Origin of the sequence: Rathayibacter sp. AY1B8 (assembly GCF_002932775.1) — a bacterium.
Taxonomy (GTDB): Bacteria; Actinomycetota; Actinomycetes; order Actinomycetales; family Microbacteriaceae; genus Rathayibacter.
In genome coordinates this window covers 15,575-41,055 of the sequence record NZ_PSWJ01000008.1, presented here as the reverse complement: position 1 = coordinate 41,055, position 25,481 = coordinate 15,575, and the positions used below count along the sequence as shown (strand labels likewise).

The following is a 25,481-nucleotide window of genomic DNA, read 5'->3' as shown; positions in this document are numbered from 1 at the left end:
GCGGCTCGCTATCGTGACCGCATGACCGACCGCGTGCTCGCTCCCGAACCGCCCGCCGACGGTGCGAAGCCGAAGGGACCGGCCTCGTACTTCCCGAGCATCGAGAAGACCTACGGCCGTCCCGTCCAGGACTGGCTCGACCTCGCCGACGAGCGTCTGCGCTCCGAGCCGCACATGCAGGTCGTCACCTGGCTGAAGACCGAGCACGGCCTGGGCCACGGCCACGCCAACGCGATCGTCGCCTACGTCCGGGCCGCCCGCGCCTGACCGGCCCGCCCGTCGTCCGCACAGGCTAGGCCCGCCGGCCTCCCCGGACCACCCGTCGTCGGCGCCCGCGCCGTGCGGGGATAATCGGGGCATGCGCGAAGACGACGATGTCGATCTGGTGATCGACGCGTGGGCCGGGGCCCTGCCCGACCTCGATTTCGCGCCTCTGGACGTCGTCTCCCGCCTCCGCCGGCTCAGCCCGCGCGTGCAGGAGGTGCGGCGGCAGTCCTTCGCCGTCAGCGATCTCGCCCCGTGGGAGTTCGAGCTCCTCTCGCTGCTGCGGCAGCGCGGGGAGGGCGGGATGACGCCCTCGGCCCTGGCCACGCACCTCGCGCTGTCCAGCGGCAACCTCGCCAGCCGCGTCGACCGCCTCGGGGCCCGCGGGCTCGTGGTCCGCGAGCAGAACGCCGCCGACTCCCGCAGCAAGATCGTCTCGCTCACCCCGCGGGGCACGAAGCGGGTCGACGAGGCGATGCGCAATCTCGTCGCTGCCGAGGGCGAGGTGCTCGCCGACCTGGACGCCGCGCAGATGTCGGTCCTCATCGAGTGCCTGCGGCGGATCAGCGACACCCTCGACCGACTGCAGTGACGCGCTACGCCCGACGAGCCTGAGAGGTCAAGCCCGTTCGGAGAGACGGGCACCGGACGTAGCGTGAAGCGTGCACGGTCGAGGCGTCAGCCACCCGTGCGGATGATCGCGAAAGCGGAGAGCACCATGACACAGATTTCTTCTATCCAACCCGCGCGATGGAGCCGGAACGGAGTCAGGATCGTCGTCGTTCCCGGGGCGGAGCTGCCCCGGTTCCGACTCGAGATCGACGCCCGACTGACCACCGCGCCCTCCCTCGTCCCCACCGGACCCTTCTCGACCGTCGAGGAGGCCGAGCGGGCCGCCGAGGTCGCCGCCGGCCTGCTGGGGGCCAAGATCCCGGCCTGAGCGAACACCGGTCGAGACGGCCGGATCAGCCCGCGAGCTCCGCGAGCGATCCGGTCGGGACCGCGATCCACCCCTCGGCCTCCGCCGCCTCCTGCAGCTCAGGAGGAACAGGCAGGGTCGCGCCCAGAGCGTGGGCACGGGCGTTGAGAGCGGCGACGATGGCGTCGAACGCGTCGTCGGAGCGGCTCATCAGCGCGAGCGCGGGCGCCGGCACATCGAGCCAGGGTGCGGCCCGTCGCAGCGACTCCGCGGCGAGCGCCACGGCCTCCGGTCGCGACTTGTACCCCGTGGTGTCCACTCCCCAGAGCCGCAGCGCCGCCGCCGGGTACGCCTCGACGAGCCGTCCGCGCCCGGAGCGGTCGACGTCCTCCCCGCTCGCGGCGAAGGCGTCGAGCAGCTCCGCGCAGCGCATCGCGGTCATCCCGAGCCGGTCGGTCGAGACGCTGAGCGGCCAGCGGCCGGTGACCTCGCGCGCCACCCGGTCCGTCTCGCGGTACGCGAGGCGGCGGCGCCAGTCGCGTCCCGCGAGCGTCCGCGGCGAGACCTCCCGTCGCGTGTGCGCGGAGACGAACGCCGCGAACTCCACCGGCCAGCCGAACGCGCAGTCGATCCCGATGACCGCCGCGTCCCGTGACGCATCGACGATCGTCGCGTCCTCGGCGCCGAGGGCGAGCGAGCGGACGACGGCCCGGCCGCCGGAGAACTCGAGGGCGGCGAGAGCGGTGCGCACCGGCTCCGCAGCGAGGTCGACACCGATCGTGAGCACGGGGACAGGGTAGGCGCTCCGGCGCTACGCTCGAGCGATGACGCCGCCCGCTCCCTCCTCCCGGGCGGAGTCGGCCCGCGTGCCGGTCGCGCTCCTCCGCCTCCTCGTGGCCGCCGCCGTTCTGGTGGCCGTGATCGCGACGGCCGTCGACACCGCCTCTCGGACGCCGCTGAACCCGTTCAACTTCTTCGGCTTCTTCACCATCCAGAGCAACATCGTGCTGGCCGTCGTGCTCGGAGCCACCGCCGTGCTCGCGCTCCGCCGCCGTCCCGCGCCCAGCGGGCTCCTACTGGTGCGGGGTGCCTTCACCGGGTACATCATCGTCGTCGGCCTCGTGTACAACACCCTCCTCACCGATGTGGCGGGCGGAGTGGCGCTGCCGTGGGCCAACACCGTCATGCACGTGCTGTTCCCCGTCTACGGACTGCTCGACTGGCTGCTGCTCGCGGATCGCCCTCCGCTGCCGTGGCGCAGGATATGGCTGGTCGTGGTCTACCCGATCGTCTGGCTCGTCGTGGTGCTGATCCGCGGAGCGACGGACGGCTGGGTGCCCTATCCGTTCCTGGATCCCGCGACCGGGTACGGGCAGGTGTCGGTGTTCGTCGTCGGGATCGCGGTCGCGTTCCTCGCGTCGGGGGCGCTGGTCTGGGCGATGAGCCGGCTGCGGATCGTGCCGGTGGCAGGCGGCTGAGAGGACGCTCGCCTTCCAGACGGTTCCGCCCGCCGGACGACCGGATCCGCTGCCGTCGCGCACATCCGGCCCGTTCTGGGGTCACCCGTTCGGGGTCATCCGGGGCGCCGCTCCCCTAGCGTCAGCACCGACGGCTCCCCCACCGTCCTCCCCCTCGAGAACGGTCCCCCATGAGCCTCTCCCTCTCCCGCCCGCCGACCCCGAGCCGCCGCGTCCGCGCCCTCGCCGTCGGAGCCGCGCTCGCCCTCGCCGCCGCGCTGCTCCCGGCGCAGGCCGCCGCCGCCGCCACTCCCGCCACCCTCTCGGTGCTGAGCCTCGGCGACTCCATCACCCAGGCCTACGGGACCTGCGGCTCCTTCGCGGACTGCCCCCGCAACAACTGGTCCACCGGCACCAGCTCCTCCGTGAACTCCTTCGCCTCCCGCTTGCGGACCGCGCTCCCCGGCACCACCGTCACGACCGCGAACTTCGCCACCACCGGCGACGTCGTCGCGCAGGTCCCCTCGCGGATCGACGCCGCGGTCGCCGCCGGCGTGCGGCCGGACGTCGTCACCCTGCTCATCGGCGGCAACGACCTCTGCTCGCCCGACAACCGCGTCGCCTCCGACGGCTACACGATGACCCCGGCGAGCACGTTCCGCACCGGAGCCTCCGCCGCGATCACGAAGATCCGCACCACGTGGCCCTCCGCCCGCATCGATGCCGAACGTGGCCTCCGAGTGGTCGGTCGTCAAGACCGGAGTCGGCGCGCTCGTCTGGGCGGGCGGCGACCTCTGCCGGACCACGCGCGGCGTCAGCTCCACCGGCCGCAGGCTCAGCAGCACCGCCGCGGCCGCCTCCGCCGCTGCCGCGAAGACGCGGACGACGCAGTACAACACCGCGCTGCAGACGGCGTGCAGCGCCGCCGGTCAGCTCTGCGACTGGGACGGAGGAGCGCTCACCGCGACCCCCGTCACCAAGGGCCTGATCGGGACCACCGACTACTTCCACCCGAGCGTCGCGGGTCAGGCGAAGATCGCCTCGATCCAGTGGACGGCGTCGAACTTCTCGAAGTAGCGGCCTCCGGAGCGGCCGCTCACGCGTCGAGCGGCCGCTCCCCCTCGCGGCGGCGACGCTGCTCCTCCGCGAGCCGCGCGTAGTGCGCCTCCTCGCGCTCGAGTTCGGCGAGCTGCTCCTCGGTGCTCTTCGGAGCGGGCCGCACCACCATCGGCGGCGGCGCCTGCTTCCGGCGGCGGGGCACTCGGCCGCCCGGCACGAAGGATCCGCCGTCGCCGCGCTTCCAGTCGTGCCCGAGCAGGAACCACAGCGAGACGCCGATGAGCGGGAGGAAGAAGATCAGCAGGATCCACACGATCTTGGGCAGGTTCTTGATGACGTTGTCCGGCTGCCGTACGACGTCGACCAGCGCGAGCACGGTCAGGACGATGATCACCAGCGAGAAGACGAACCCCATGCAGTCGAGGGTACGACGCCGAGGGCTCCCCGTCGCCGCTGTGCCGGCCGACGTCCGTGGCGCCTGCGGTCGAGGAGCGGCTCCGACGCATCCGCCCCGTGCCTCCGCGCTGTTCGGCGCCGATCCCGGGCACACGCCTGCTCCCCACGAACGCGTGCCACCATCGGACGATGACCGAGACGCCGCCCGCCCCCGCCTCGACGCCGGCGAGGAAGCGCCTGACCGCCGCGCGTCTCGCCCTGCTCGCCGGCCTAGTCCTCGCCGTCGCCGGACTCGCGGCCCTCGCGCTCGTGCCGCTGCAGTACGCGAACATCGACCGTCAGGGCTTCGACGACGTCTGCAGCGTCAGCCTGGGCGGCGTCCCGCCCGAGGCCGGCGAGCTGGTCCGCGGCTTCTGGTCGTGGTGGCCGCTGGGCGCGGCGTGCGAATGGACGCTGCTCGACGGCAGGACGGTGGTCGACCTCCCCGACTGGTCTACGACCGCCGTCGCGATCGTGGGGGCCGTGCTGCTCGTCGTCGGCGCGGCGATCGCGATCGCGTCGCCGCTCCTCCGCCGGCGCGGTCCGGTCCCGTCCGTCTAGCGGTCGAAGAGGTTCCCGAGGTCGCCGAGCCCCGGCAGCTGGAAGTCGGAGCCGAACTCCGACACCTGCTCCCCCAGCCCGGACACGTGCTCACCCGCACCGGAGACGAACTCTCCCGCGCCGCCCGTGATGTCGCCGAAGTCGCCCAGGTCGCCGAACCCGCCGGCGAGGTTCTCGAAGTCCACGCCGAGGCCGGACGCCTGCGCGAGCAGCGGACCGGCGACGCTGCTGATCACGGCGCCGCCCGCGACCGCCGCGAGCAGTCCGCCCGCCGCGCCGAGCCCGACGCCCGCCGCCGCTCCGACGCCAGCACCCGCGAGGGCACCGCGGGTGCCCGGCTTCGAGAACATCTTCTTGAGGAACCCCGGGGCGTTCGCCTCGCCACGCGTCGCCGCTCGCGCGAGGTCGTCCGGGGCGGAGGACCGCGGCTGCTCGTTCGCGGGCAGCTCGTCGCGGAGCCGCGCCTCGACCTGGGCTCGCTGAGCCGGCGACAGCTTCGTGAACGCGTCGCGGTGCACCTGCTCGAGCTGCTCCGGGTCGGCGGTCCGGAGGAGGTAGTCGTAGCGCGCGATCGCCGCGCGGTCCTCCTGCGTGACCACCGGCTGCTGCCCGGGCCGGGCGTCCTGCGGTCGCGCGGAGGGTCGCTGCGGCGAGCCGTACTGCTGAGGCGGCTGGACCTGCCCGCTCCGCGAGTCGCCCGTCACCTTGTCGGCGGCGGTGCGCACGAGATCGCGCCAATCGGTCGTCCCGCTCGAGGACGACCCCGGGCCGCTCTTCGAATCGAGCGCCTTCGACGCCATGCCGAGAACGCGCTTGAACATGCTCACAGAGAACCTTCCGTCGAGTACCAGCCTCGATCATGGCGGCGCCGCCTGAGCGAAGGCCCGCGAGACGCCCTCAGAAGGCCGTGAGCGCTGGGCCGAAGGCCGTCCGGAGTCTTTCCCGGAGGGCGTCGTCGCAGACGTACACGTACGTGCCGAGCATCCCGCGGGTCAGGAGCACCGCGTAGATGTTGACGATGTACTGCAGGAGCTCGTCGTCGGTGTAGTCGCGGCCCATCCGTCCCGGGTTGTTCTCCTTGCCCTTCTTGTCGTGGTAATCCGAGCGGGAGACCCTCAGCCGGCCCTTCTCGCTGTCCCACCTCAGGTCCGGGCCGATGACAACTCCCGCGTAGTTCAGGTCGTACCCCTGCACGGTGTGGATCGAGCCCATCTCGTCGGCGGAGCCGGGCGACGCGATCCAGTCGACCTGCGTGCTGTTCCAGCGGAGCCGCTCTCCCTGGATCTCGATGTCGGCGGCTGACGGATCCTTCCGCGACGTCCAGCTCCACGCGTAGCCGGCGACCAGCCGCGCCAGACCGCTCTCCTCCTCCCGCTGCCGCAGGTCGCGCCGCAGGGCTCCGAAGTCGTCGTAGAAGCGGAGGTCGTACTCCCCGAGGTCCGGTCGCCGGGGGAGGTCTGCTGCCGTCGGATCGAGGACGGCGCGCACCCAGCCGACGTAGTCCGTTCCGGCGCGCACCCGCATCTGCGAGGTCAGACGGTGCAGGCGGCCGTCCTCCTGAGCGGATCGGATCAACGCGTCGATCGCGGGCCGCGGAAGGTCTGCCGGTCGGACCGACTGCGCCGCGTCGAGAAGGAGGATCTGGTGATCGCTCTTCGCGCGGATCCAGTCGAGCTGAGTCCGGGCGTGATCGTCGGAGCCGAACAGCGCAGTGGTGATGTCCGTGAACTTCTTGTTGAGGGAGCCCGACGGCTGGTTGGCCCGCTGATTGAGGCGGTGCGACTCGTCGACGACGAGGAGGTCCCAGCGTCCCGGGTCCTCACCGACCTGGAAGGGAGTGAGCACCATCTTCTCGTCGAGCCCTGTGGTCTTGGCGAAGACCTTCTTGATCGAGGAGCGCAGAGACTGCTGCGGCACGACGATCCCAATGCGCAGCCCGCGCAGCAGTTCGCGGGTGTCGGCGAAGAAGAAGTCCGAGAAGACGGAGTCGCCCTCGACGAGGTCGTCCAGCCGGTCCTCGCCGGGAGCCTCCTCGGCTCTGTCGATCCTCTCCGCGAACAGCCGGACGTCCGCGAGGAGCTTGAGGAGGTAGACGGCGACGATCGTCTTGCCCGTCCCCGGCTCCCCCTGAACGATCGACGTGGACCGCGTCTGCTTCCCGAGGTCCTCGACGAGCGCGTCAACGATTCCGACGACCGCCGCCGCCTGCTCGGAGGTGAGCGTCTTGAAGGGTGAAAGTTTGAACAGGTCGCTGTTCTCGATCTCGGCGATGCTCCGAGTGAACAGGCCTTCCAGGCGCAGCTGCTCGAAGATCTCGGCGAAACGGTCCTGGTAGGCCGCCCGGTCGTAGTAGTCGGAGTCGACGATTCCCTCATTGCGATTGAGGACGGCGAATCGACCTTCCGCGAAGAGCAGCTTGATCAGGAAGGACTCGAGATCGAGGCAGACCGACTTGTTGAACCTCGGATCGACGATCACGCGCGCCGTCTGGAGGTCGACCTTGTCGATCGAGCCCAGGTGCTGCCGCAGCCGGCTCGCCGCGCTCCTCGTCTCTCCGACGTAAACCCGCGGAAGACGCCTCGCGCGGCGCTTGCTCTCGTCCAGGACGTAGACGACCGGCCAGTTCGAGCGGCGGTCGTCCGTCATCGCCCAGACCTTGACGGACGGCCCGTCGAAGACGATCCGCTCGATGTCAGAGGGCGTCATACCGGGCGCTGCTTCCCCGAGCCTTGTCCACCGGGTACTTCTCGCGCGTCCGCACGAGCTTCGACCGCACCAGGTCCTCGGGGTCGGCGCCGATCCTGTCCGCGAGCAGCAGGCAATAGGTGAGGACGTCCGCCAGCTCGGATCGGACGGCATCCCGGTCGGCGTCGGGGCCCCACTGGAAGCATTCGAGTAGTTCCCCCGCCTCGATGGCGATGCTCTTCGCCAGGTTCTCCTCCGAGTGGAACTGCGCCCACTCCCGCTCGGCGACGAACGCGGCGAGTTCGTCGCGCAACTCACGTGTGGTCATGGAGCGACGCTAGCGCAGGCCCTGCTTCCCGACACGGGCGGCAGCAAGGGCCAGCGGCCCGGGGCACCGAAGCTGCCGCGCGCAGGACCAGCCACTATCAGGGCCGTTCGCCCGGCGTGCGTCGACCGCGGAGTGTGCCAGCGCTTACGGCGGGGCACCCGACCACGTGAAGAAGCTCGTCAATCAGGTCTTCCTGGCGCGTGTTCTCGTTCACGCGAACGAGACCATCACCGTCGAGTTGAACGAACCCTTCGCCACGACCGTCTCAACCGCCGTTCAGCTCGCAGCACACGAAAAGAGCACCACTCGAAAGAGTGGTGCTCGGAGCCTCAGCAGCTCGTTCCGGTGCGTCAGGTCGTGCTGACCGATCGTCAGCTGGAGGATGCGGCGTCGCTGAAGACGCGGGGTTGGTCATTGAATCAGCTCGGCGCGCTGTACGGCGTCGATCCGAAGACGATGAAGAAGCGGCTGCAGCAAGTCGATGGGCATGAGAAGAGCCCGCTACCGCCGACAAGTGACACATCGGCAGCATAGGGCTGGCGGGTCTTCTCATCCCGGGCTACGGGCTCATGGGAACGTTCACGACAGAGCGTGATCCGAGCGACCTCGCCTCCATGCAGTCGTCGAGGTGACGGTTGATCGCTTTGAACAGCAGCTTCTCCGGCGAGGACTGCACCCTCCTGACCATGGCCAGGAGCTGGAACTGCCGGTAGTGGTGCACTTCCATCTGGAAGGAGAGCTCAGCCACCATCATCTGGCTGAATCCCTTACCCACACCCCGAGGCGCCTCACCACCGAGCGTCTTGTCGTCCCACTCGGCGTAGTCCAGCGAGTTGAGCGCAGTCAGCGCATCGCGGTTGACAGGAAGTTCCTCCTTGAGGTACTTCGTGTACGCATCCCGGACGACGCGACCTTCACCTTCCCGCAGAAACTGCGAGACCTCGGCGAGCCGATCTGACGTCGTGGTCCACACTTGCAGATCGATCGTGATCAATGTTGACACTGTGCTTCACCTTCATTCGTTCTCAACAGGCGTACCTGTCCTGCTCACCAGGAACGGTGCAGGAGACTGGGCTCGAGAGAGCACAAACTTCCACACCGGAAAACGCGCGGCCACTAAACATTGTTATACCCGGCGATAAGCTCTATTGCAAGCATAAGTGGCTAAACGCACATATACATGCATTTACTCAAGCAGCCTTCGATGATTCGCCTTTTGTATCCTTACGCATTTGGGACGGCTCAAGAATCGGAGTAGAGACAACGGCCGCCTTGCTGTTGTCCCGCACGTAGTCCGGATTCTCCATCTGCCAGCGCACAAGGGCGAGAATCGCGCGGACGAGCTTCTTCTTGTCGATGCGCTGCGCGATAGGCACGATCGTCACGTTGCTCGACGCTCCCCCGCCGCGCTTCGAGTCGTGCTGCTTCGCTTCCGAGACGGAGGCGTAGGCCGGCGGCGGGCTTCGGTGTCGGCGAACGATCTCCTCGCGTTGCTCGTCCGTGACGCCGTGGGCGCGGGAGGCTGTGATGAAGGCACCCTCGATCAGCTTGAAGCTCTTACCTACTTCGTTTCGCATCGAGGGATGCTTCACGTCGAGTTCCTTGCGATGCTCGAGGAACTCCTGCTCGCCGTAGTCACGGTCCGTGGCGTAGTACTCATGGATATCGAACTGCTTCGTGAGGTCGAGCAGGGCGAAGAAGATCTGCAGGCTTTGGTCTTGGAAGACCAGACGGAGGAACTGGTGGCGGCGGAAGTGCTCAGCTGAATCAACTCGCGGCACCTACTTGAACTCGGCCAGCGCGGTGGCAGCGTCTTTCAACAGTTGAGGCAAGTCTGCCAAATCTGCATCAAGAACTGCATTGCGATAAGCATAAAGATCCTTTTTTGAGCGTGAAACCACATCTCCGCCATTTGCGGTGAGCTCAGTGACAAACGAAGGCCAAGCAGCGAGCTCACCCTCCAGATCATCGTGCCAGAAAATGTACTTATCCGAGACAGTTGTTTGAGCACCAAATACGTGAGGGGTCGCTCCCGCTCGGGCAGTAGCGCTAGGCAACCAAGCGACTATGTCTTCCGTAGATTTCTTGTGAGATGCGTGCGCGCCTGCCTCCTTCACAGCATCGGTCGAGTGTTTGCGCGCTGCACCCTCGAAGTCTCCGTCAGCTACTACAAATACCGGGATGCCCAAAGCCGTCAGAATCTCCCGAGGAATCCGGATTGCTTCCTTACTTGAGACTTCCAGGACAGAGAGACCTCGAGCATCTAGATCTAAGCCGAGACGTGCACAAATCGCTTCAAGAACCGCGCGGTCCGTTTCACCTTCCACCAAAGCAACGGCATCTGCAAAAAAACCCTCTGAGAATTCAGTAGGCACTCGCTTTTCAACAACCTTACTAATCTTTGAAGACGCAATGCCTGTCGCCGTGGCAATTGCTACTGCGCTCGTACTTGCAACCGCGCTAATCCCCGCAGACATCGTGAAGCGCCGGAGTGATTCAAAGTAGTCAGGGCGCACGAAGTACGGACTGTGAGTTGCGACAATTACTTGAACGTTGGCCTGCTTGCTTAGCTCAGTTAAGGTGCGGGCGAACGCCCGTGCGCGAATTGGGTGTTGGTAGATCTCAGGCTCTTCTATGCAGACGACCAAAACCGGCAAGTTCGCGAGTTCCTTTAATAAGCGTTCAGCAGTAGCCGCTTCGTCCTCTCCCTCAAGTGGCTCATGATTCTTCCGAGTTAACGCGTCATCTGGAACAAGCGCTTGGAACATCGAGATCATTACGGCTCTCTGTACGCCATGACCTTGTCGTCCGATATCGTTGGTCACGCCATCAATAGTTACGTCTGTACTAACAACCGCCTCCGACTTTGGCGTCCAGTCTGGCACCCTTGGAGTCAGATCGATCTTCGCATTAGGTATAAGAGCATTTAGACGCTCGTTGACCCGTTCCGCCTGGGTTCGGGTTGAACCTTCAACGCTGGAGGTAATTTTTTGCTTCAGCTCTTCAATGGCAACCTCATTCTCCACAAACCATTCTGCTTGCGCGCGTGCTCCAGCCTCAGCCATCAAGGCACCAATCAACTCATTCAGCGTTGATCCCTTGCCGGCTGAGCCCACGTCGGACGAGATATTGGTCGCAGCGGGAACAAGTACGAGACGAACGCATTCACGCATCACATTTGCGCCATTGATTCCAAACATATGATTTGCGTCGTCATCAGCCACCGCTTCAAGCTGATTACTGTTTCCGGGATCTGATTCCCAGCGCGCAAGCTCCTCAGTAATCTGCACTTTTGTCGGAGAAGAGCCAAGATCCGCTAGTTCATCCAAGCTCTCACGCAACTTTGCATAAGCAGGGCGCAGCTCCGTCACCTTCGTCATTCCACGAACTTCTGCAAACCCAGGCCCCTGCATCGCGTTACCTACAATTTTCTCTTTTTCCCCAGCTCGCCAAGTTCGCCTGAAGGTGGCCGACTCTCCCCGACCGTATTCCTTTAAGCGCTTGCGATCGGCATCCGTTAGACCGGTAAATGTAACCGATACTTCAACGAAGCACTCCTCCGGTGATGTCTGTCCGTCGATATACCCGCAAACGTCCGACGCCGAGATGCCCCCGCCATTAAAGAACCAATCAAGCGCGTACAGCACGGAGGACTTGCCTGACCCGTTTGCACCAACAAGCGCAATATAATCATCGAAGTCGATTGAGACATCTTTGAGGCTACGATAATTCTTGATTTGCACCTTGCTGATTTGCATGTAACTCATCTCCCGCTTAATGCATTGATTATGCCATAATATGAGCGATATTTATGACACCGGTACACCTGTGGATAACTTAACAGAGGTCACTGATTCGTGATGTACGCAAAGTATTTGTACCGGAACGCACCCTGGGCCGCACAATTCATCATGGCTGACAGGGGTGGAATTGGTCGCGTGTTAAGTGTGCAGTTTTACCTATGTACCGACCGCAACAAAAGGCCGCTCGCTGGTGCGAACGGCCTCTGTTACGATATGCATGCTAATGATAACCATAATCGTTATGGTGCCCCTGGAGGGACTCGAACCCCCAACCTGCTCCTTAGGACGGAGTCGCTCTTCCATTGAGCTACAGAGGCTGGCCGAGCCAGTGTACCCGCCGTGCCCGGCCCCCCGCGAAGCGACGACAGGGCCCCACCACAACGCCAGCGAAGCACGCCACGGCCCTCGTCGCGGCGACTGCGCGGCACACCCCTCTTGACACGAAGGCCTCCCGCCTCCATGGTTAGTTACAACACCAACTAACCACTTAACCCAGCACCGAAGGAGCCCGCGTGGACGACTCCCGCCCGCTCTTCCTGCAGATCGCCGAGCAGATCGAGAACGACATCATCGACGGCGCCCTGCCGGAGGAGTCGCAGGTCCCGTCGACCAACGAGTTCGCCGCGTTCCACCGCATCAATCCGGCCACCGCCGGCAAGGGCGTGAACCTGCTCGTCGACGACGGGGTGCTCTACAAGAAGAGGGGGATCGGCATGTTCGTCGCCGAGGGGGCGCGCGACCGACTGGTCGAGAAGCGCCGCACGCAGTTCCGCGACCAGTTCGTCACTCCGCTGCTCGCCGAGGCCGCCAAGCTCGGCCTCAGCACCGAGCAGCTCGCCGACATGATCACAGAAGGGGGATCGCGATGAGCGCGGTCATCGAGGTCCACGACCTCACCAAGCACTACGGACGCATGCGCGCCGTCGACGGCATCGGCTTCGCGCTGGAGGAGAACCGCATCCACGGCCTCCTCGGCCGCAACGGCGCGGGCAAGACGACGCTGATGTCGCTGCTCACCGGCCAGGAGTTCGCCAGCTCGGGCGAGATCCGCGTCTTCGGGCAGTCACCTGTGGAGAACGCCGCCGTCCTCTCCCGCACCTGCTTCATCAAGGAGAGCCAGAAGTACCCCGACGACTTCAAGGTGAAGCACGTCCTGCGCAGCGCCCCCTGGTTCTTCGACGGCTGGGACGAGGCGTTCGCCCGCGAGCTCGTCGAGGACTTCCGCCTCCCGGTCGACCGCAAGATCAAGAAGCTCTCCCGCGGACAGCTCTCGGCGATCGGAGTGATCGTCGGTCTCGCCTCCCGCGCCCCGCTCACGTTTTTCGACGAGCCGTACCTGGGGCTGGACGCCGTCGCCCGGCAGCTGTTCTACGACCGCCTCCTCCAGGACTTCGCCGAGCACCCGCGCACGGTCGTCCTCTCCACCCACCTCATCGACGAGGTCAGCAGCCTGCTCGAGCACGTCCTCGTCATCGATCAGGGCCGCCTCGTCGTCGACAGTGACGCGGAGGAGCTGCGGGGTGCTGCGGCAACGGTCATCGGACCCCGGCAGGCCGTCGAGTCGTTCACCGCCGGACGCGAGGTCATCGCCCGCTCCGCTCTCGGCAGCCGCGCCTCGGCCACGCTCCCCCGGCTCGACGACGCCGGCCGCGCCTCCGCCGCCCGCCACGGGCTCGAGCTCGAGTCCGTCCCCCTCCAGCAGCTCGTCGTCCAGCTCACCACCGGGAAGGCCTCGGAATGACCGCCCTCACCGGCGCCCCCGCGCGCCACGACACCGCCGCCGGCCGCCTCGGCAGCATCGTCCGCCTGCACTTCGCGAACCCCGCCACCATCCTTTACACGCCGCTGATCATCACGGCCGTCATCCTGTCGGGCAACCTGGTCGTCTGGTGGCTGATCCTCCGCGGGCTCGACTCCGGCGAGCGCCTCGAGGCGCAGGAGGGGATGACCTACTCCGGTGCGTCCTTCTTCCTCTTCGTCTACATGATGGTCGTGGCCGTCCAGTCGGTGAACGTCACCTTCGGCCTCGCCCTCGGCTACGGCGCCACCCGCCGCGACTTCTCCCTCGGCACGGCCCTCACCTTCGTCGCCCTCTCGGTCTTCTACACCGGCGTCTTCGTGGTCCTCGGGATCGTGGAGCGGGCGACCGACGGCTGGGGCTTCGGCGGCAGCTTCTTCCGCTCGATCTACTTCGGCGGGGACTCCGTGGGCGAGCAGGCCGTCGCGGTGCTCTGCGCCCTGCTCTTCTTCTTCTTCATCGGAGCGGCGACGGCGGCGGTCTACGTGCGCTGGCGCCAGCGCGGGATGCTGCTCTTCTTCGGGATCCTCGGCGCCCTCCTGCTGGCCGTGATCACCCTCCTCACGCTCACCGAGAACTGGCCCGCCGTCGGCTCCTTCTTCGGAAGCGTCGGATACGCGGGCGGCTACTCCCTCTCGCTCATCCCGACCGCGATCGCCGGAGTCGCGGGCTGGGCGATCCTCCGCCGCGCCACCCCGCGCAGCAGCTGACACCACCGCCCCCGATCCGGAAGGACCGACCATGACCGCCGCCGCCCGCCGCTTTGCCTCCCCGCGGAGGATCCTCTCCGTTCTGAGGCTCCACCTCGCCCACCCCGGGACGGTCCTCGGCTGGCCGCTGCTCGTCCTGCTCGCCGTCCTCGCCGGCAACCTCGTGATCTGGTGGCTCGTCCTCCGCGGGATCGGGGCCGAGCGGGGCGGCGGCGACTCGGGCATCCTCCTCGTGGGGCCGGGGATGCTGATCGTCGTCTTCCTCTTCATCGGCTCCATCCAGGCCACGACCGCCACCTTCGGGCTGGCGCTGAGCTACGGAGCGACCCGACGCGACCACGTCCTCGGCAGCGCCCTCGCCTTCGCGGCACTGTCCGTGCTCTGGTCCGCGATCGTCGTGGCCCTCGGGGCGATCGAGGAGGCGACCGGGGGCTGGTGGCTGGGCGGCGCGCTCTTCCTAGCCTCTCCCCTCGACGGCCCGTGGCTCGAGCGCTTCGTCGTCCTGCTCTGCTCGCTCCTCACCGCCTTCGCCCTCGGCGGAGCAGCGGGCGCGGTCTTCCTCCGCTGGCGGGAGCGCGGAGTGACGGCCTTCCTCCTCGTCCTCGGAGCGGCGGCACTCGCGGTGGTCGTCGTCGTCACTCTCGCCGGCGGTCGGCCGGTCGTCACGGACGTCCTCGAGAGCGCGGGCACCGCCGCAGCCGCCGCTCTGCTCCTCGTCCCCGCCGCCCTGCTGACGGCGGTCGGCTCGCTGGTCCTCCGCCGGGCGACGCCGCGCGGCTGACCCCCTCCGGAGCCGGGCCTGCAAGGCCCTTCCGCCCCGGGCGTCCGGATGCCAGCGTGGGCACATGGCCGACTCCCCCGCTCCGTCCCTCCTGCCCGTCCCCGAGCACAGCTGGATCGCGCGACCCGCCGACGCCGAGCTGACCCAGGACACTCTCGACACGGTCGACGCCTGGTGGCGCGCCGCGAACTACCTCGCGGTCGGACAGATCTACCTGCTCGCGAACCCGCTCCTGAAGACCCCGTTGAGCCGCGAGGACATCAAGCCCCGCCTGCTCGGCCACTGGGGCACCACCCCCGGCCTCAACCTGATCTACGCGCACCTGAACCGCGCGATCCGCGAGCGCCGCCAGCCGACCCTCTACATCACCGGTCCCGGCCACGGCGGACCGGGCATGGTCGCCAACGCCTACCTCGACGGCACCTACAGCGAGATCTACTCCCACATCGACGAGTCGGAGGAGGGGCTGCGCCGCCTCTTCCGCCAGTTCAGCTTCCCCGGGGGCATCCCCAGCCACGCCGCCCCCGAGACTCCGGGCAGCATCCACGAGGGCGGAGAGCTCGGGTACGCGCTGAGCCACGCGTACGGAGCGGCGTTCGACAACCCGGACCTCCTGGTCGCGGCGGTCGTCGGCGACGGCGAGGCCGAGACCGGCCCGCTCGCCACCAGCTGGCACTCCAACAAGTTCGTGAACCCGCTCACCGACGGCGTCGTCCTGCCGATCCTGCACCTCAACGGCTGGAAGATCGCGAACCCGACCGTCCTCGCCCGCATCCCGCAGGAGGAGCTCGACAGCCTCCTCCGCGGGTACGGCCACGAGCCGTTCCTCGTCGAGGGCGGCTTCGACGGCGAGGACCCGATGCGCGTGCACGAGCGGTTCGCCGACGTCCTGGACACGGTGCTCGACCGCATCGCGGCGATCAAGGAGCGCGCCGCCGCCGGCGACCTCTCACGCCCGGCCTGGCCGATGATCGTGCTGAAGACCCCGAAGGGCTGGACCTGTCCGACCGAGATCGACGGCGTCCAGGTGGAGGGCACCTACCGCTCGCACCAGGTCCCGCTGCCCAACGCGCGCGACACGGAGGCGCACACCCGGCTCCTCGAGGACTGGCTCCGCTCCTACCGGCCCGAGGAGCTCTTCACCGAGGAGGGCGGCGTGGTCGACCGCGTCCGCTCGCTGGCCCCCGAGGGCGAGCTGCGGATGAGCGCGACCCCGCACGCGAACGGCGGGCTGCTGCGGCAGACCCTCGACCTGCCCGACTTCCGCCGCTACGAGGTCGTCGTGGAGCAGCCGGGTGGCACCGTCGCGGAGGCGACGAAGGTGCTCGGCGAATGGCTCGCCGACGTCATCCGCGCCAACCCGACCAACTTCCGCCTCTTCGGGCCGGACGAGGTCGCGAGCAACCGGCTGCAGTCCGTCTACGCCGCCACCGACAAGCAGTGGGACGCCGAGCTCAGCCCCCTCGACGACCACCTGGCTCGCGCCGGGCGGGTCATGGAGGTGCTCTCGGAGCACCAGTGCCAGGGCTGGCTGGAGGGCTACCTGCTCACCGGCCGCCACGGGCTCTTCACCTGCTATGAGGCGTTCATCCACATCATCGACTCGATGTTCAACCAGCACGCGAAGTGGCTGGACGGCACCCGCGACATCGAGTGGCGCCGCCCGATCGCGAGCCTCAACTACCTGCTCTCGAGCCACGTCTGGCGCCAGGACCACAACGGCTTCAGCCACCAGGACCCGGGCTTCATCGACCACGTCGTCAACAAGAAGCCCGAGGTCGTGCGCGTCTACCTGCCCTTCGACGCGAACACGCTCCTCTCGACCTACGACCACTGCCTCCGGAGCGTGGACTACGTCAACGTGGTCGTCGCCGGGAAGCAGCCCTCGCCCCAGTGGCTCACGATGGCGGAGGCGGTCGCCCACTGCACGCGCGGACTCGGCATCCTGGAGTGGGCGAGCAGCGAGCGGCAGGGCGAGTCCCCGGACGTCGTGCTCGCCTGCGCGGGCGACGTGCCGACCCTCGAGACCCTCGCGGCGGTGAGCATCCTCCGCGAGAAGCTGCCGGACCTCGCGATCCGCACGGTCAACGTGGTCGATCTGATGCGTCTGATGTCGGAGTCGGAGCACCCGCACGGCCTCTCCGACCGCGAGTTCGATGCGGTCTTCACCCCCGACCGCCCGATCGTGTTCGCGTACCACGGCTATCCGTGGCTCATCCACCGCCTGACCTACAAGCGGACCGGCCACGGCAACCTGCACGTGCGCGGGTACAAGGAGAACGGCACCACCACCACTCCGTTCGACATGGTGATGCTCAACGACCTCGACCGCTACTCGCTGGTGATCGACGTAATCGACCGGACCCCCGGCCTCGGCGCCCGCGCCGCCGGTCTCCGCCAGGAGATGCAGGACGCCCGCATCCGCGCCCGCGCCTACACCCGCGAGCACGGCGAGGACATCCCCGAGGTCGCGAACTGGACCTGGGCCGGCGAGCGCTCCGGCAACGCCAGCGCCAACACCGGCAACGACAACGAATGACGCGGCGTGAGGGACGACCTCAGCGGCGTTGTCGTCAGGCGCGATACCGCCGGTATCGCTTCCTCCTCCGCCTTGCCGAGCCCGCCCCTCGCACCGCGTCCACTCGAACGGCGGAACGTCGTCATCGGATATCCGCGGGGGCGATGCCGACTCCGCAGCGTCAGGCTGCGGGAGCCAGGTAGTCGTCCCAGTCGGGCTGCGTCCGCTCCGCGCCGCGCACGAGCCAGGAGCCGGCGCGCGGCATCCGGGGGACGGTGCGCAGACGCCATCCCATCTCGTGCGGGGTTCGGTCGCTCTTGACGTTGTTGCAGCGCTGGCAGCAGGCGACGAGGTTCTCCCACGTGTCCCGGCCCCCGCGCGACTTGGGCTGGATGTGGTCGATCGTCGCCGCGTGCTGACCGCAGTATCCGCAGCGGTGGTTGTCCCGGCGGAGCACGCCCCGGCGCGATACCGGCACACTCCGGCCGCTCGGGATGCGCACGTACCGGGTCAGCACGATCACCGAGGGCCGCACGTGGTCGCCGTGCGCGCTGTGCACCGGATTGCCCTCGTCCGCGGCGATCACGGTCGCCTTCTCCGTCATCAGCAGGACCAGGGCCCGCTTGAACGACACCACCGCGAGCGGCTCGTAGCCGGCGTTGAGAACCAGAGTGCGCATCAGTGACCTCCGTGCTGTCGCACGCCGTCACGCGAAGGCGCCGCGACCACGAGCAAGGGCGCCGTCGTGATGACGGCGCCCTGCGAGGCCGCGGCGGAGTGCCGCGCGATGACGTGGAGTCGTATCCGCGTGTCGGAGGAGTGCACCGCCGCGGTGAGGACCCGCGCGCGTATCGAATCGGCCGGCCGCACGCACGAGCGCAGCCCCACGCTGTGGCGCCCGCTCCGCTCGGCCATCCCGGCACTCCGTCCCTCGACGAATCGATCCGCTCGCCACGCGAGCGGACTGGGGTTCAGGTTAACCCTTCACGCCCGGAACACCAGGGGTCGGTCCGGATTCGTCACGCGGCGTTCACACGGCGGGACGACGAGAGCCCGCCCCCTCCAGGAGGGGACGGGCTCTCGAGCGGATCGACCGGATCAGCCGTTGATGCGCACGATCCGGTAGTCGGAGGTCCACAGCGGCTGCACGCGGACGCTCGCGCCCTCGTAGGGTGCGTGCAGGATGTTGCCGTTGCCGGCGTAGAAGCCGTCGTGGCCGTCCATGATGACGAGGTCGCCGGGCTGCGCGTCGGCGAGCGAGACGGGGGTGCCCATGGCGCCCTGGCCCGCGGCCGAGTGCGGCATCGAGATGCCGTACTGCGCGAAGACGTACATCACGAAGCCGGAGCAGTCGAAGCCGCTCGGGTCGGCTCCGCCGAAGACGTAGGGCACGCCCTGGTACTGCATCGCCGTGTCGAACACCGCCGAGAGGCTGTAGCTGGTGGTCGGGGCGGCAGCCGCGATCTCGCTGGCCGAGGCGCCGGAGTAGGAGTTGAACTCCTCGGCGGTCTCGGCGCGCGCCTCGGCGACGTCGCTCGTGTCGACAACGGGCTCGGCGACCACGACGGGCTCGGGCTCCGGTGCGGGCGGCGGGGGCGCCGCCTCGGCCGAGAAGCCGTCTCGGGCGATCGCGGCCTGCACCACTCCGCCGTCGACGGCGACGGTCTGCGCGGAGCCCTGGCGGAGGAGGTCGGCTCGCGATGCCGCGAACAGGCCGTCGTCCTGGCTGCCCGGAGTGAAGGCGTAGGCGGGGAGCGCCATCGTCGCGACCAGCGCGCCGGCGAAGCCGACCATCGCGACCTTGCCGACGACACGGCCCCTGCGCTTGCGCGGGGTCCCGGCCGGCGACGGCACGAAGTCGGTGATGTCCGCGCGGCGGGCAGGAGCTGCGGGAACGGCGCGACGGGAGACGGGTGCGTCCCCGTGGATCCGGGCGCGGATGACCGGGGGCCGGTTCTCGAAGGTCGCGTCGCCGGAGCGGTCGGGGTGGTTGGAGCGGAACCGGTCGGGTGAGCCGGCGTCCTCGTTCGGGGTGAGGGGGTTCTGGGGCAAGGGGGAGATCCTCCGACGTCCCCTCAGCCCAGGCAGCTGTCCCGTCTCATGCACGAAGCATCGGTGTGCACAGGATCCGAGACGGGTGTGGGGGCGTCGGATCCCGCGCCCTGGGACCGAGGCTCGGCCGCAGGGCTCCACAGAGCGTAAGCGACCGTTACCGATTTGTCACCTTCTCGGCGGGAAGAGACCGCTCTCCCGTTCGCCTCCGGTCACCGGATGCGGTAGGAGCCCGTACGGGCCGCTCCCAGGGAGACGCGGATCAGACGACGAGGAAGATGTGCGCCGCGACCTCGTTCGGCAGCTCGATGCCCGCCTCGGCGCCGTCGATGCGAGCGAGCACGTAGCCGTTGAGGGCCGAGAACTCGCCCTTGGCACCGGGGACGACCCCGGCCTGCTTGAGCTGGAGGAGGAGCTCCGGATCGACCTGCGCCGGCTCGCCGAGGCGCCGGACGACGCCGCGGCGGGGCTCGCTCGACCCCGCGACGAAGCGCGGCAGGCTGATGACGCCGTCGGCGAAGCGGGAGGCGGGGGTGTCGCCGAGCTCGTCCAGGCCCGGGATCGGATTGCCGTAGGGCGACTCCGTCGGGTGGTCGAGCATCTCGAGGAGACGGCGCTCGACCTGCTCGCTCATCACGTGCTCCCAGCGGCAGGCCTCCTCGTGCACGAACTCCCAGTCGAGCTTGATGACGTCGTGGAGGAGCCGCTCGGCGAGGCGGTGCTTGCGCATGACGTGGATCGCCTTGCGGCGGCCGTCGGAGGTGAGCTCGAGGTGGCGGTCGCCCGAGACGACGACGAGGCCGTCGCGCTCCATGCGACCGACGGTCTGCGACACGGTCGGCCCGGAGTGGCTGAGCCGCTCCGAGATGCGCGCGCGCAGCGGGATGATGTTCTCCTCCTCGAGCTCGAGGATGGTGCGCAGGTACATCTCGGTGGTGTCGATCAGATCCGTCATCTCAGCCTTCCCGTCTCGGCGCGCTCCACCCTAGTGGTCGCCACGACGCAGCATCGGCGCTGCGGCGCGACTCAGGCCTCCGTCGCTCGGAGGAGGGGTGCGGGCCGGGAACCCTAGTATTAACGCATGCCGGACCTCATCATTCCTCGCGAGCTTCTCCCCCACGACGGACGGTTCGGCTGCGGCCCGTCCAAGGTGCGGCACGACCAGCTCGCCCACCTCGCGACGCAGGGCGCGCACCTCCTCGGGACCTCGCACCGCCAGGCGCCCGTCAAGGACCTCGTCGGGCGCGTGCGCGAGCACCTCGCCACGCTGTTCCGCATCCCCGACGGCTACGAGGTCCTGTTGGGCAACGGCGGCTCGACCGCCTTCTGGGACGCCGCGGCCTTCTCCCTCATCGAGCGCCGCGCCGAGAACCTCACGTTCGGCGAGTTCGGCCAGAAGTTCGCGGCCGCCGCCTCCGCGCCGTTCCTCGAGCCGGCCCACGTCGTCTCCGCCCCCGCGGGGTCCCGGAGCGAGGTCGAGATCGTCGAGGGGATCGACGTGTACGCGTGGCCCCACAACGAGACGAGCACCGGAGTGATGGCCCCGGTCCGCCGGGTCCGCGGCGACGAGGGCGCGCTCACCGTCATCGACGCCACCAGCGCGGCGGGCGGCATCGACGTCGACATCGCCGAGGCCGACGTCTACTACTTCGCCCCGCAGAAGAACTTCGCCTCCGACGGCGGACTCTGGTTCGGCCTCTTCTCCCCCGCCGCGATCGAGCGGATCGAGCGCATCGCGGCGAGCGGCCGCTACATCCCCGAGTTCCTCAGCCTCAAGAACGCCGTCGACAACTCGCGCCTGAACCAGACGCTGAACACTCCGGCGCTCTCGACCCTCCTGCTGATGGAGTCGCAGCTCGAGTGGATGAACGCCTCGGGCGGCCTGGCCTGGGCGTCGGCGCGCACGGCCGAGTCCTCCTCCGCGATCTACGACTGGGCCGAGGCCTCGAGCCTCGCCACCCCGTTCGTCGAGGTGCCCGAGCACCGCTCCCAGGTCGTCGCGACCGTCGACTTCGACGCCTCCGTCGATGCCGCTCTCGTCGCGAGGATCCTCCGCGCGAACGGGATCGTCGACACGGAGCCGTACCGCAAGCTCGGCCGCAACCAGCTGCGCGTGGCGACGTTCGTCGCGATCGAGCCGGACGACGTCCGCTCGCTGCTCGGCTGCATCGACCACGTCCTCGAGCGCCTGGCGGTCTGAGGCACGCCATGCGGCTGTGGCTGCGCGAGGAGGAGCGGCGGCCCGCGCCGCCGCCCTACGCGAGCGACGACGCGACGGCTCTGCTGGTCGGGTGCGTCGTCTGGGCGGTCGCGCTCGTGGCCGTGCTCGTGGCGACGGCCGTCGGAGCCGTCATCGAGCCGGTCGTCCTGTCGACCGTCGTGATCGGACTGGTCCTCGGCACGATCGGGCTGTTCTACAGCCGCAACCGACGCTAGACCGCGTCGGTCTCCATCCGGAGTCCGGTGCCGTCGGCCTCGGGCTCGAGACGGACGCGCAGGCCGGTGAACTCGCCGAGGCGCTCGACGTGGGTGCCGCCGCACGCGATCGCGGCGTCCCCCGCGGGGAGGGTACAGCGCCATGTCCGCCGCGTGCTGAGGAGGTCGTCGTCGCGCTCGATGCGCACCTCCGCGTCGGAGGCGATCCACTCGGCGAGGAGGGCGTCCACCCGCTCCTGCACCTCGAGGATCTCCGCCAGCAGGCGGGCGGTGTCCATCCCGCTGCGTCGGAGGGACTTGCCGAGGCGGTAGACGTCGGTGGAGCCGGACTCGCGGATCCGCGAGGTCTGGATCGCCGCCTGGTCGAAGTCCGGGTTCCCGAGAGCGTCGGTGCGCGCCGGCTTCGACCAGAACGAGGCCAGAGCGGCGTTCAGGGCGAGGGAGGCGAGGTGGCAGGCGGTGTGCCCACGGGAGAGCTCGTGCCGGTGCTCCGCGTCGACCTCGACGTCGACCTCGTCGTCCACGTGGAGTGAGGAGGCGTCGTCGACGATGTGGACGACGACGAAGCTCCACTCCGGAGTGCCGAGCCGCGCCGGGAGCCGCTCGCCGACGTGCAGCTCGCCGCCCTGCCACGCCCCGATGCGGCAGTCGATGAGGGGATGCCGCTCCCCCGCCACGACCAGCGCGCCGCGGTCGGGCCCCTGGTCGGGCCAGGTCGGGTCGACGGGGTGAGCGGCGGTCGCATCGAGGACGACCGCCCAGCGGCCGTCCTCCAGCGGGCCCACGTGCTGCACGCGCCCGGAGGAGCGCACGGCGCCGTCGGGATAAGCGATGCGGGTGTCGGAGTCGATGCTCATCGGGCGGCGCCGGACCGGATCAGCGGCGACGTCGACGGCGACGGGTCGTCGGGGCGGGAGCGGGCTCGGGCTCGACGTCGTCGGAGTCCTCGTCGTCGGAGTCGTCGTCCGGGTCGTCGGAGTCGTCCTCGTCCGAGTCCTCGTCGTCCGAGTCGTCGTCGTCGGAATCGTCCTCCGAGTCGTCGTCGTCGACCGGATCGTCGTCGTCGTCCGAGTCGACCTCGTCCTCGTCGGAGTCGTCGTCCGACTCGTCGTCGAGGTCGTTTTCCTCGGCGTCCTCGAGCTCGTCGTCGTCCGCGTCCTCGACCTCCTCGCCGAGCGCGTCCTGCGCGGTCTGGTAGTCGGCCAGACGCACGGACCACGGCACCCAGTCCGGAGCGAGGACCGCGCCCTCACCCGGCAGCAGCTCGACCTCCAGGACGTTCACGTCCTCGTTCTCGTCGATCCGGGAGAGCGTCGCCGTCCACAGCCAACCCGGGTACCCGCGCATGAGGTTCGCGAACTGCAGCGACACGACGTGCTCGCCCTGCGCCAGAGTCGTGACCAGCTCGCCGATCGTCCCCTCGGGGGCGATCTCGGCGAGCGCGGCACGAGCGACATCGAGAGACCCCGCGAGCACGGCGTCCGCCTCGTAGACGGGCTCGGGAGCCTCGTCCGCGGCGGCCTCGTCCGCCTCCCCCGTGAAAGCGTCGTCGTCGGCCTCGGAACGGTCGTCGGCGACGGGGCCGGAATCCTCAGCAGGAGCCGCATCCTCAGCAGGGGCCGAGTCGTCAGCAGGAGCCATGTCCTGAGCAGGAGCCATGTCCTGAGCAGGAGCCGAGTCCTCAGATGTTCCCGCATCGTCAGCAGGAACCGCATCGTCAGCAGTGGCCGCGTCCTCAGCAGGAGTCGGCACTGCAGCAGAAGCCGTGCCCGAGCCGGAGACTCCCGCCTCCGCGGCGACGTCGTCGGCCGGAGGAGTCTCCTCCGCAGAGGCGGAGTCCTCGCCAGAAGCCTCGGTCACCGGAAGGGCCGCGTCGCTCTCACCCTCGCCGGAGGGAGCCTCGTCGACAGGAGCCGCCTGGTCAGCGTCGGTCTCCTCGTCGGCTCCGCGCGTGTCCTCAGCGGAGGAGTCAGAATCGGCGGGAGTCGCGTCCGGCTCGGCGCCGGAGTCACCCTCTTCCGGGGACTGCTCCACGCGAGCGTCCTCCGTGGTCGGAGCGGCGACGGTCTCCTCGACCGGGCCCTGCTCGTCGGTCGTGCCGTCGGCGTCAGGCATCCAGCTCGTCCGCAACCCGGCGCAGGAGCGCCGCGATCGTGCGCCCGTGCGCCTTGTCGGGGTAGCGGCCGCGCTTGAGCCCGGCGCCGATCCCGTCGAGCAGCTTGACCGTGTCCTCCACGATCACGGACATGTCGTCCGCGGACTTCCGGTTGAGCTTCACCAGGCTCGGCGGAGCGTCGAGGACGCGCGCCGAGAGCGCCTGCGCCCCGCGCTTGCCGTCGGCGATGCCGAACTCGAGGCGGGTGCCGGCCTTGACCGCGGTCCCGGAGGGCAGCGCGGAAGCGTGCAGGAAGACCTCCTGGCCGTCATCAGTGCTGATGAAGCCGAAGCCCTTCTCCTCGTCGTAGAACTTGACCTTGCCGGTAGGCATGCAGACCCCTCCTGGAAATGAAGCAGCCATCAGTTTAGTCGACCGGGGCCGCCCTATCCTTGACGGGTGAAGCCACAGGAGCCGGCGGGCGTCGGACGCGCGGAGCGCACGCTCGCCTACATGTTCATCGCGATCATCGTCGTGACGGTCCTCGCGTTCCTCGCGATCCTGGTCGCCCCCGCGCTCGGGATCCGCGAGTACGCCGGCCCGTTCTGGCAGTTCGTCTTCGCTGTGCCGCTGGTGGGCCTGCCCATCGCGTTCCTCATGATGATCGCGATGCTCATCGTGGGGGTCCGGCGCCGCCGCGCGCAGTCCTGATCGGACGCGCTCTCCTCCTGCCGCACCGCCTCCGATCAGGCGTTCCCCGCCGCCGAGCCGACACCGAGCGCCCGGACAACCGACTCCCAGACTCCGTACAGCCGACGGCCAGATACTGTCCTGCATGGACGGACCCCGCATTCTCATCGTCGACGACGAGCCCAACATCAGAGACCTGCTCACCACGAGCCTCCGCTTCGCCGGCTTCGCCGTGCGTGCGGTCGGCAACGGGGCCCAGGCGATCTCGGCGGTCCTCGAGGAGGAGCCGGACCTGATCATCCTCGACGTGATGCTCCCGGACATGAACGGATTCGGCGTGACCAAGCGCCTCCGCTCGGCCGGATACACCTCCCCCATCCTCTTCCTCACGGCGAAGGACGACACCGAGGACAAGATCACGGGCCTCACCGTCGGCGGTGACGACTACGTCACGAAGCCGTTCAGCCTCGACGAGATCGTCGCGCGCATCAAGGCGATCCTCCGCCGCACCATGCACGCCGAGGAGGACGCGGTCATCCGGGCCGGCGAGCTGACGATGGACCAGGACACGCACGAGGTCCTCGTCGGCGACGAGCCGGTGGAGCTCAGCCCCACCGAGTTCAAGCTGCTCCGCTACCTGATGCTCAACCCGAACCGGGTGCTCAGCAAGGCGCAGATCCTCGACCACGTGTGGGAGTACGACTTCAACGGCGATGCGGGCATCGTCGAGTCCTACATCTCGTACCTGCGACGTAAGCTCGACACGCATTCGGAGGAATCGCTCATCCAGACCAAGCGAGGATTCGGATACATGCTGAAGGTCGCGAAGGCCTAGCCTCCGCCACCTCGGCGCCACCTCCCGCCGGAGGCGCGGCGCCCGCCGATCCCGA

Annotated in this window: 30 protein-coding genes, 1 tRNA gene and 1 pseudogene; 17 read left to right on the top strand and 15 right to left on the bottom strand. The window is 68.5% G+C overall.

Annotated features, from left to right (window positions below; genetic code table 11):
* The first annotated feature begins 21 nt into the window (after positions 1-21).
* The 3 genes from C5C63_RS07150 (at position 22) to C5C63_RS07140 (ending at position 1,204) form a co-directional block, all read left to right on the top strand.
* Positions 22-267, top strand: coding sequence for a DUF4287 domain-containing protein (locus C5C63_RS07150; RefSeq protein WP_104225060.1), 246 nt, complete (start codon positions 22-24; stop codon positions 265-267).
* Positions 268-358: 91 nt separating this feature from the next.
* Positions 359-856, top strand: a complete 498-nt coding sequence (locus tag C5C63_RS07145; protein WP_104291641.1) for a MarR family winged helix-turn-helix transcriptional regulator — start codon at positions 359-361, stop codon at positions 854-856.
* A 126-nt stretch (positions 857-982) separates the two neighbouring features.
* A complete protein-coding gene (locus tag C5C63_RS07140) occupies positions 983-1,204 on the top strand; it encodes a hypothetical protein (RefSeq protein WP_146076606.1) in 222 nt (73 codons plus the stop codon).
* A 25-nt stretch (positions 1,205-1,229) separates the two neighbouring features.
* Here the strand turns inward: C5C63_RS07140 and C5C63_RS07135 are convergent, their stop codons facing one another.
* Positions 1,230-1,970 carry a DUF429 domain-containing protein gene (locus C5C63_RS07135; RefSeq protein WP_104325767.1) on the bottom strand — a complete coding sequence of 247 codons (741 nt, stop codon included), beginning with the start codon at positions 1,968-1,970 and terminating at the stop codon, positions 1,230-1,232.
* A gap of 37 nt (positions 1,971-2,007) precedes the next feature.
* On the opposite strand from C5C63_RS07135, the gene C5C63_RS07130 reads away from it, so the two are divergent.
* The 3 genes and pseudogenes from C5C63_RS07130 (at position 2,008) to C5C63_RS17365 (ending at position 3,717) form a co-directional block, all read left to right on the top strand.
* Positions 2,008-2,661: a Pr6Pr family membrane protein gene (locus C5C63_RS07130; RefSeq protein WP_104325766.1), complete on the top strand. Its 654-nt coding sequence runs from the start codon at positions 2,008-2,010 to the stop codon at positions 2,659-2,661.
* Positions 2,662-2,831: 170 nt separating this feature from the next.
* Positions 2,832-3,302 (top strand): annotated as a pseudogene (locus C5C63_RS17555) (SGNH/GDSL hydrolase family protein); the annotation flags it as partial.
* 67 nt (positions 3,303-3,369) lie between these two features.
* The gene (locus C5C63_RS17365; protein WP_258065405.1) at positions 3,370-3,717 is read left to right on the top strand and encodes a hypothetical protein; all 348 of its coding nucleotides are present in this window, start codon (positions 3,370-3,372) and stop codon (positions 3,715-3,717) included.
* A gap of 19 nt (positions 3,718-3,736) precedes the next feature.
* Here the strand turns inward: C5C63_RS17365 and C5C63_RS07120 are convergent, their stop codons facing one another.
* Positions 3,737-4,114, bottom strand: a complete 378-nt coding sequence (locus C5C63_RS07120) for a PLD nuclease N-terminal domain-containing protein (RefSeq protein ID WP_104325764.1) — start codon at positions 4,112-4,114, stop codon at positions 3,737-3,739.
* Positions 4,115-4,284: 170 nt separating this feature from the next.
* Between C5C63_RS07120 and C5C63_RS07115 the strand changes: the two genes are divergently transcribed.
* A complete protein-coding gene (locus C5C63_RS07115; RefSeq protein WP_104325763.1) occupies positions 4,285-4,695 on the top strand; it encodes a hypothetical protein in 411 nt (136 codons plus the stop codon).
* On the opposite strand, the gene C5C63_RS07110 is transcribed toward C5C63_RS07115, so the two are convergent.
* The 3 genes from C5C63_RS07110 to C5C63_RS07100 form a co-directional block, all read right to left on the bottom strand.
* The gene (locus C5C63_RS07110) at positions 4,692-5,516 is read right to left on the bottom strand and encodes a hypothetical protein (RefSeq protein ID WP_258065404.1); all 825 of its coding nucleotides are present in this window, start codon (positions 5,514-5,516) and stop codon (positions 4,692-4,694) included. The genes C5C63_RS07115 and C5C63_RS07110 overlap by 4 nt on opposite strands.
* A gap of 76 nt (positions 5,517-5,592) precedes the next feature.
* Positions 5,593-7,401, bottom strand: a complete 1,809-nt coding sequence (locus C5C63_RS07105) for a DUF2075 domain-containing protein (protein ID WP_104325761.1) — start codon at positions 7,399-7,401, stop codon at positions 5,593-5,595.
* Positions 7,388-7,708: a nucleotide pyrophosphohydrolase gene (locus C5C63_RS07100; protein ID WP_104325760.1), complete on the bottom strand. Its 321-nt coding sequence runs from the start codon at positions 7,706-7,708 to the stop codon at positions 7,388-7,390. The genes C5C63_RS07105 and C5C63_RS07100 overlap by 14 nt, the downstream gene beginning before the upstream one ends.
* A gap of 357 nt (positions 7,709-8,065) precedes the next feature.
* On the opposite strand from C5C63_RS07100, the gene C5C63_RS16705 reads away from it, so the two are divergent.
* Positions 8,066-8,242 (top strand): hypothetical protein, encoded by a 177-nt coding sequence (locus tag C5C63_RS16705; protein WP_181110572.1) that lies wholly within the window; start codon positions 8,066-8,068, stop codon positions 8,240-8,242.
* Positions 8,243-8,267: 25 nt separating this feature from the next.
* Here C5C63_RS16705 and C5C63_RS07095 read toward each other — a convergent pair whose 3' ends face one another.
* The 4 genes from C5C63_RS07095 to C5C63_RS07075 all read right to left on the bottom strand — a co-directional run bounded on the left by C5C63_RS07095 (position 8,268) and on the right by C5C63_RS07075 (position 11,828).
* Positions 8,268-8,711 (bottom strand): hypothetical protein, encoded by a 444-nt coding sequence (locus C5C63_RS07095; RefSeq protein ID WP_104325759.1) that lies wholly within the window; start codon positions 8,709-8,711, stop codon positions 8,268-8,270.
* A gap of 187 nt (positions 8,712-8,898) precedes the next feature.
* A complete protein-coding gene (locus C5C63_RS07090; RefSeq protein ID WP_104325758.1) occupies positions 8,899-9,489 on the bottom strand; it encodes a hypothetical protein in 591 nt (196 codons plus the stop codon).
* Complete coding sequence (locus C5C63_RS07085; protein ID WP_181110571.1) at positions 9,490-11,466, bottom strand: ATP-dependent endonuclease; 1,977 nt, start codon at positions 11,464-11,466, stop codon at positions 9,490-9,492. It lies immediately after the preceding gene.
* Positions 11,467-11,753: 287 nt separating this feature from the next.
* A tRNA-Arg gene (locus tag C5C63_RS07075) sits at positions 11,754-11,828 on the bottom strand.
* 195 nt (positions 11,829-12,023) lie between these two features.
* Between C5C63_RS07075 and C5C63_RS07070 the strand changes: the two genes are divergently transcribed.
* From C5C63_RS07070 to C5C63_RS07050, 5 genes are all read left to right on the top strand, one after another.
* On the top strand, positions 12,024-12,380 hold the full coding sequence (locus C5C63_RS07070) for a GntR family transcriptional regulator (protein ID WP_104325757.1): 357 nt from the start codon (positions 12,024-12,026) through the stop codon (positions 12,378-12,380).
* Positions 12,377-13,252: an ABC transporter ATP-binding protein gene (locus tag C5C63_RS07065; RefSeq protein ID WP_104224612.1), complete on the top strand. Its 876-nt coding sequence runs from the start codon at positions 12,377-12,379 to the stop codon at positions 13,250-13,252. Before C5C63_RS07070 ends, C5C63_RS07065 begins: the two co-directional genes overlap by 4 nt.
* Positions 13,249-14,019, top strand: coding sequence for an ABC transporter permease (locus C5C63_RS07060; protein WP_104255431.1), 771 nt, complete (start codon positions 13,249-13,251; stop codon positions 14,017-14,019). The genes C5C63_RS07065 and C5C63_RS07060 overlap by 4 nt, the downstream gene beginning before the upstream one ends.
* Before the next feature lie 31 nt (positions 14,020-14,050).
* Positions 14,051-14,800: a hypothetical protein gene (locus tag C5C63_RS07055; RefSeq protein WP_104325756.1), complete on the top strand. Its 750-nt coding sequence runs from the start codon at positions 14,051-14,053 to the stop codon at positions 14,798-14,800.
* Positions 14,801-14,864: 64 nt separating this feature from the next.
* Positions 14,865-17,339: a phosphoketolase gene (locus tag C5C63_RS07050; RefSeq protein WP_104239076.1), complete on the top strand. Its 2,475-nt coding sequence runs from the start codon at positions 14,865-14,867 to the stop codon at positions 17,337-17,339.
* 160 nt (positions 17,340-17,499) lie between these two features.
* On the opposite strand, the gene C5C63_RS07045 is transcribed toward C5C63_RS07050, so the two are convergent.
* The 3 genes from C5C63_RS07045 to C5C63_RS07030 form a co-directional block, all read right to left on the bottom strand.
* Positions 17,500-17,997 (bottom strand): HNH endonuclease, encoded by a 498-nt coding sequence (locus C5C63_RS07045; RefSeq protein WP_104224608.1) that lies wholly within the window; start codon positions 17,995-17,997, stop codon positions 17,500-17,502.
* A gap of 419 nt (positions 17,998-18,416) precedes the next feature.
* Complete coding sequence (locus tag C5C63_RS07035) at positions 18,417-19,370, bottom strand: C40 family peptidase (protein WP_258060437.1); 954 nt, start codon at positions 19,368-19,370, stop codon at positions 18,417-18,419.
* 262 nt (positions 19,371-19,632) lie between these two features.
* Positions 19,633-20,325 carry a metal-dependent transcriptional regulator gene (locus tag C5C63_RS07030; RefSeq protein WP_104325755.1) on the bottom strand — a complete coding sequence of 231 codons (693 nt, stop codon included), beginning with the start codon at positions 20,323-20,325 and terminating at the stop codon, positions 19,633-19,635.
* Between the two features lie 126 nt (positions 20,326-20,451).
* Between C5C63_RS07030 and serC the strand changes: the two genes are divergently transcribed.
* Positions 20,452-21,570 carry a phosphoserine transaminase gene (serC, locus tag C5C63_RS07025; protein ID WP_104325754.1) on the top strand — a complete coding sequence of 373 codons (1,119 nt, stop codon included), beginning with the start codon at positions 20,452-20,454 and terminating at the stop codon, positions 21,568-21,570.
* A gap of 8 nt (positions 21,571-21,578) precedes the next feature.
* Entirely contained in the window at positions 21,579-21,806 is a 228-nt protein-coding gene (locus tag C5C63_RS07020; RefSeq protein ID WP_104224604.1) for a DUF2530 domain-containing protein, read from the top strand.
* Here the strand turns inward: C5C63_RS07020 and C5C63_RS07015 are convergent.
* From C5C63_RS07015 to C5C63_RS07005, 3 genes are read right to left on the bottom strand one after another with little or no spacing between them, the layout of a single operon-like run.
* The gene (locus C5C63_RS07015; RefSeq protein WP_104325753.1) at positions 21,803-22,663 is read right to left on the bottom strand and encodes a metal-dependent hydrolase; all 861 of its coding nucleotides are present in this window, start codon (positions 22,661-22,663) and stop codon (positions 21,803-21,805) included. The two genes, C5C63_RS07020 and C5C63_RS07015, sit on opposite strands and share 4 nt — an antisense overlap.
* A gap of 19 nt (positions 22,664-22,682) precedes the next feature.
* Positions 22,683-23,921: a DUF3027 domain-containing protein gene (locus tag C5C63_RS17360; RefSeq protein WP_258065403.1), complete on the bottom strand. Its 1,239-nt coding sequence runs from the start codon at positions 23,919-23,921 to the stop codon at positions 22,683-22,685.
* Positions 23,914-24,294, bottom strand: coding sequence for a cold-shock protein (locus C5C63_RS07005; protein WP_104224602.1), 381 nt, complete (start codon positions 24,292-24,294; stop codon positions 23,914-23,916). The genes C5C63_RS17360 and C5C63_RS07005 overlap by 8 nt, the downstream gene beginning before the upstream one ends.
* A 66-nt stretch (positions 24,295-24,360) precedes the next feature.
* Here C5C63_RS07005 and C5C63_RS07000 point away from each other — a divergent pair, with 66 nt between their 5' ends.
* Both C5C63_RS07000 and C5C63_RS06995 read left to right on the top strand, forming a co-directional pair.
* Positions 24,361-24,612 carry a hypothetical protein gene (locus C5C63_RS07000; protein WP_244229474.1) on the top strand — a complete coding sequence of 84 codons (252 nt, stop codon included), beginning with the start codon at positions 24,361-24,363 and terminating at the stop codon, positions 24,610-24,612.
* 124 nt (positions 24,613-24,736) lie between these two features.
* Positions 24,737-25,426 (top strand): response regulator transcription factor, encoded by a 690-nt coding sequence (locus tag C5C63_RS06995; RefSeq protein ID WP_055787731.1) that lies wholly within the window; start codon positions 24,737-24,739, stop codon positions 25,424-25,426.
* Positions 25,427-25,481: the final 55 nt, after the last annotated feature.

Bases quoted from the DNA above. Each gene is read 5' to 3' on its own strand.
- C5C63_RS07150 (WP_104225060.1), top strand. From the start codon at position 22: ATGACCGACCGCGTGCTCGCTCCCGAACCGCCCGCCGACGGTGCGAAG.
- C5C63_RS07145 (WP_104291641.1), top strand. From the start codon at position 359: ATGCGCGAAGACGACGATGTCGATCTGGTGATCGACGCGTGGGCCGGG.
- C5C63_RS07140 (WP_146076606.1), top strand. From the start codon at position 983: ATGACACAGATTTCTTCTATCCAACCCGCGCGATGGAGCCGGAACGGA.
- C5C63_RS07130 (WP_104325766.1), top strand. From the start codon at position 2,008: ATGACGCCGCCCGCTCCCTCCTCCCGGGCGGAGTCGGCCCGCGTGCCG.
- C5C63_RS07120 (WP_104325764.1), bottom strand. From the start codon at position 4,114: ATGGGGTTCGTCTTCTCGCTGGTGATCATCGTCCTGACCGTGCTCGCG.
- C5C63_RS07115 (WP_104325763.1), top strand. From the start codon at position 4,285: ATGACCGAGACGCCGCCCGCCCCCGCCTCGACGCCGGCGAGGAAGCGC.
- C5C63_RS07110 (WP_258065404.1), bottom strand. From the start codon at position 5,516: ATGTTCAAGCGCGTTCTCGGCATGGCGTCGAAGGCGCTCGATTCGAAG.
- C5C63_RS07105 (WP_104325761.1), bottom strand. From the start codon at position 7,401: ATGACGCCCTCTGACATCGAGCGGATCGTCTTCGACGGGCCGTCCGTC.
- C5C63_RS07100 (WP_104325760.1), bottom strand. From the start codon at position 7,708: ATGACCACACGTGAGTTGCGCGACGAACTCGCCGCGTTCGTCGCCGAG.
- C5C63_RS07085 (WP_181110571.1), bottom strand. From the start codon at position 11,466: ATGCAAATCAGCAAGGTGCAAATCAAGAATTATCGTAGCCTCAAAGAT.
- C5C63_RS07065 (WP_104224612.1), top strand. From the start codon at position 12,377: ATGAGCGCGGTCATCGAGGTCCACGACCTCACCAAGCACTACGGACGC.
- C5C63_RS07060 (WP_104255431.1), top strand. From the start codon at position 13,249: ATGACCGCCCTCACCGGCGCCCCCGCGCGCCACGACACCGCCGCCGGC.
- C5C63_RS07055 (WP_104325756.1), top strand. From the start codon at position 14,051: ATGACCGCCGCCGCCCGCCGCTTTGCCTCCCCGCGGAGGATCCTCTCC.
- C5C63_RS07050 (WP_104239076.1), top strand. From the start codon at position 14,865: ATGGCCGACTCCCCCGCTCCGTCCCTCCTGCCCGTCCCCGAGCACAGC.
- C5C63_RS07045 (WP_104224608.1), bottom strand. From the start codon at position 17,997: ATGCGCACTCTGGTTCTCAACGCCGGCTACGAGCCGCTCGCGGTGGTG.
- C5C63_RS07030 (WP_104325755.1), bottom strand. From the start codon at position 20,325: ATGACGGATCTGATCGACACCACCGAGATGTACCTGCGCACCATCCTC.
- serC (WP_104325754.1), top strand. From the start codon at position 20,452: ATGCCGGACCTCATCATTCCTCGCGAGCTTCTCCCCCACGACGGACGG.
- C5C63_RS07020 (WP_104224604.1), top strand. From the start codon at position 21,579: ATGCGGCTGTGGCTGCGCGAGGAGGAGCGGCGGCCCGCGCCGCCGCCC.
- C5C63_RS07015 (WP_104325753.1), bottom strand. From the start codon at position 22,663: ATGAGCATCGACTCCGACACCCGCATCGCTTATCCCGACGGCGCCGTG.
- C5C63_RS17360 (WP_258065403.1), bottom strand. From the start codon at position 23,921: ATGCCTGACGCCGACGGCACGACCGACGAGCAGGGCCCGGTCGAGGAG.
- C5C63_RS07005 (WP_104224602.1), bottom strand. From the start codon at position 24,294: ATGCCTACCGGCAAGGTCAAGTTCTACGACGAGGAGAAGGGCTTCGGC.
- C5C63_RS06995 (WP_055787731.1), top strand. From the start codon at position 24,737: ATGGACGGACCCCGCATTCTCATCGTCGACGACGAGCCCAACATCAGA.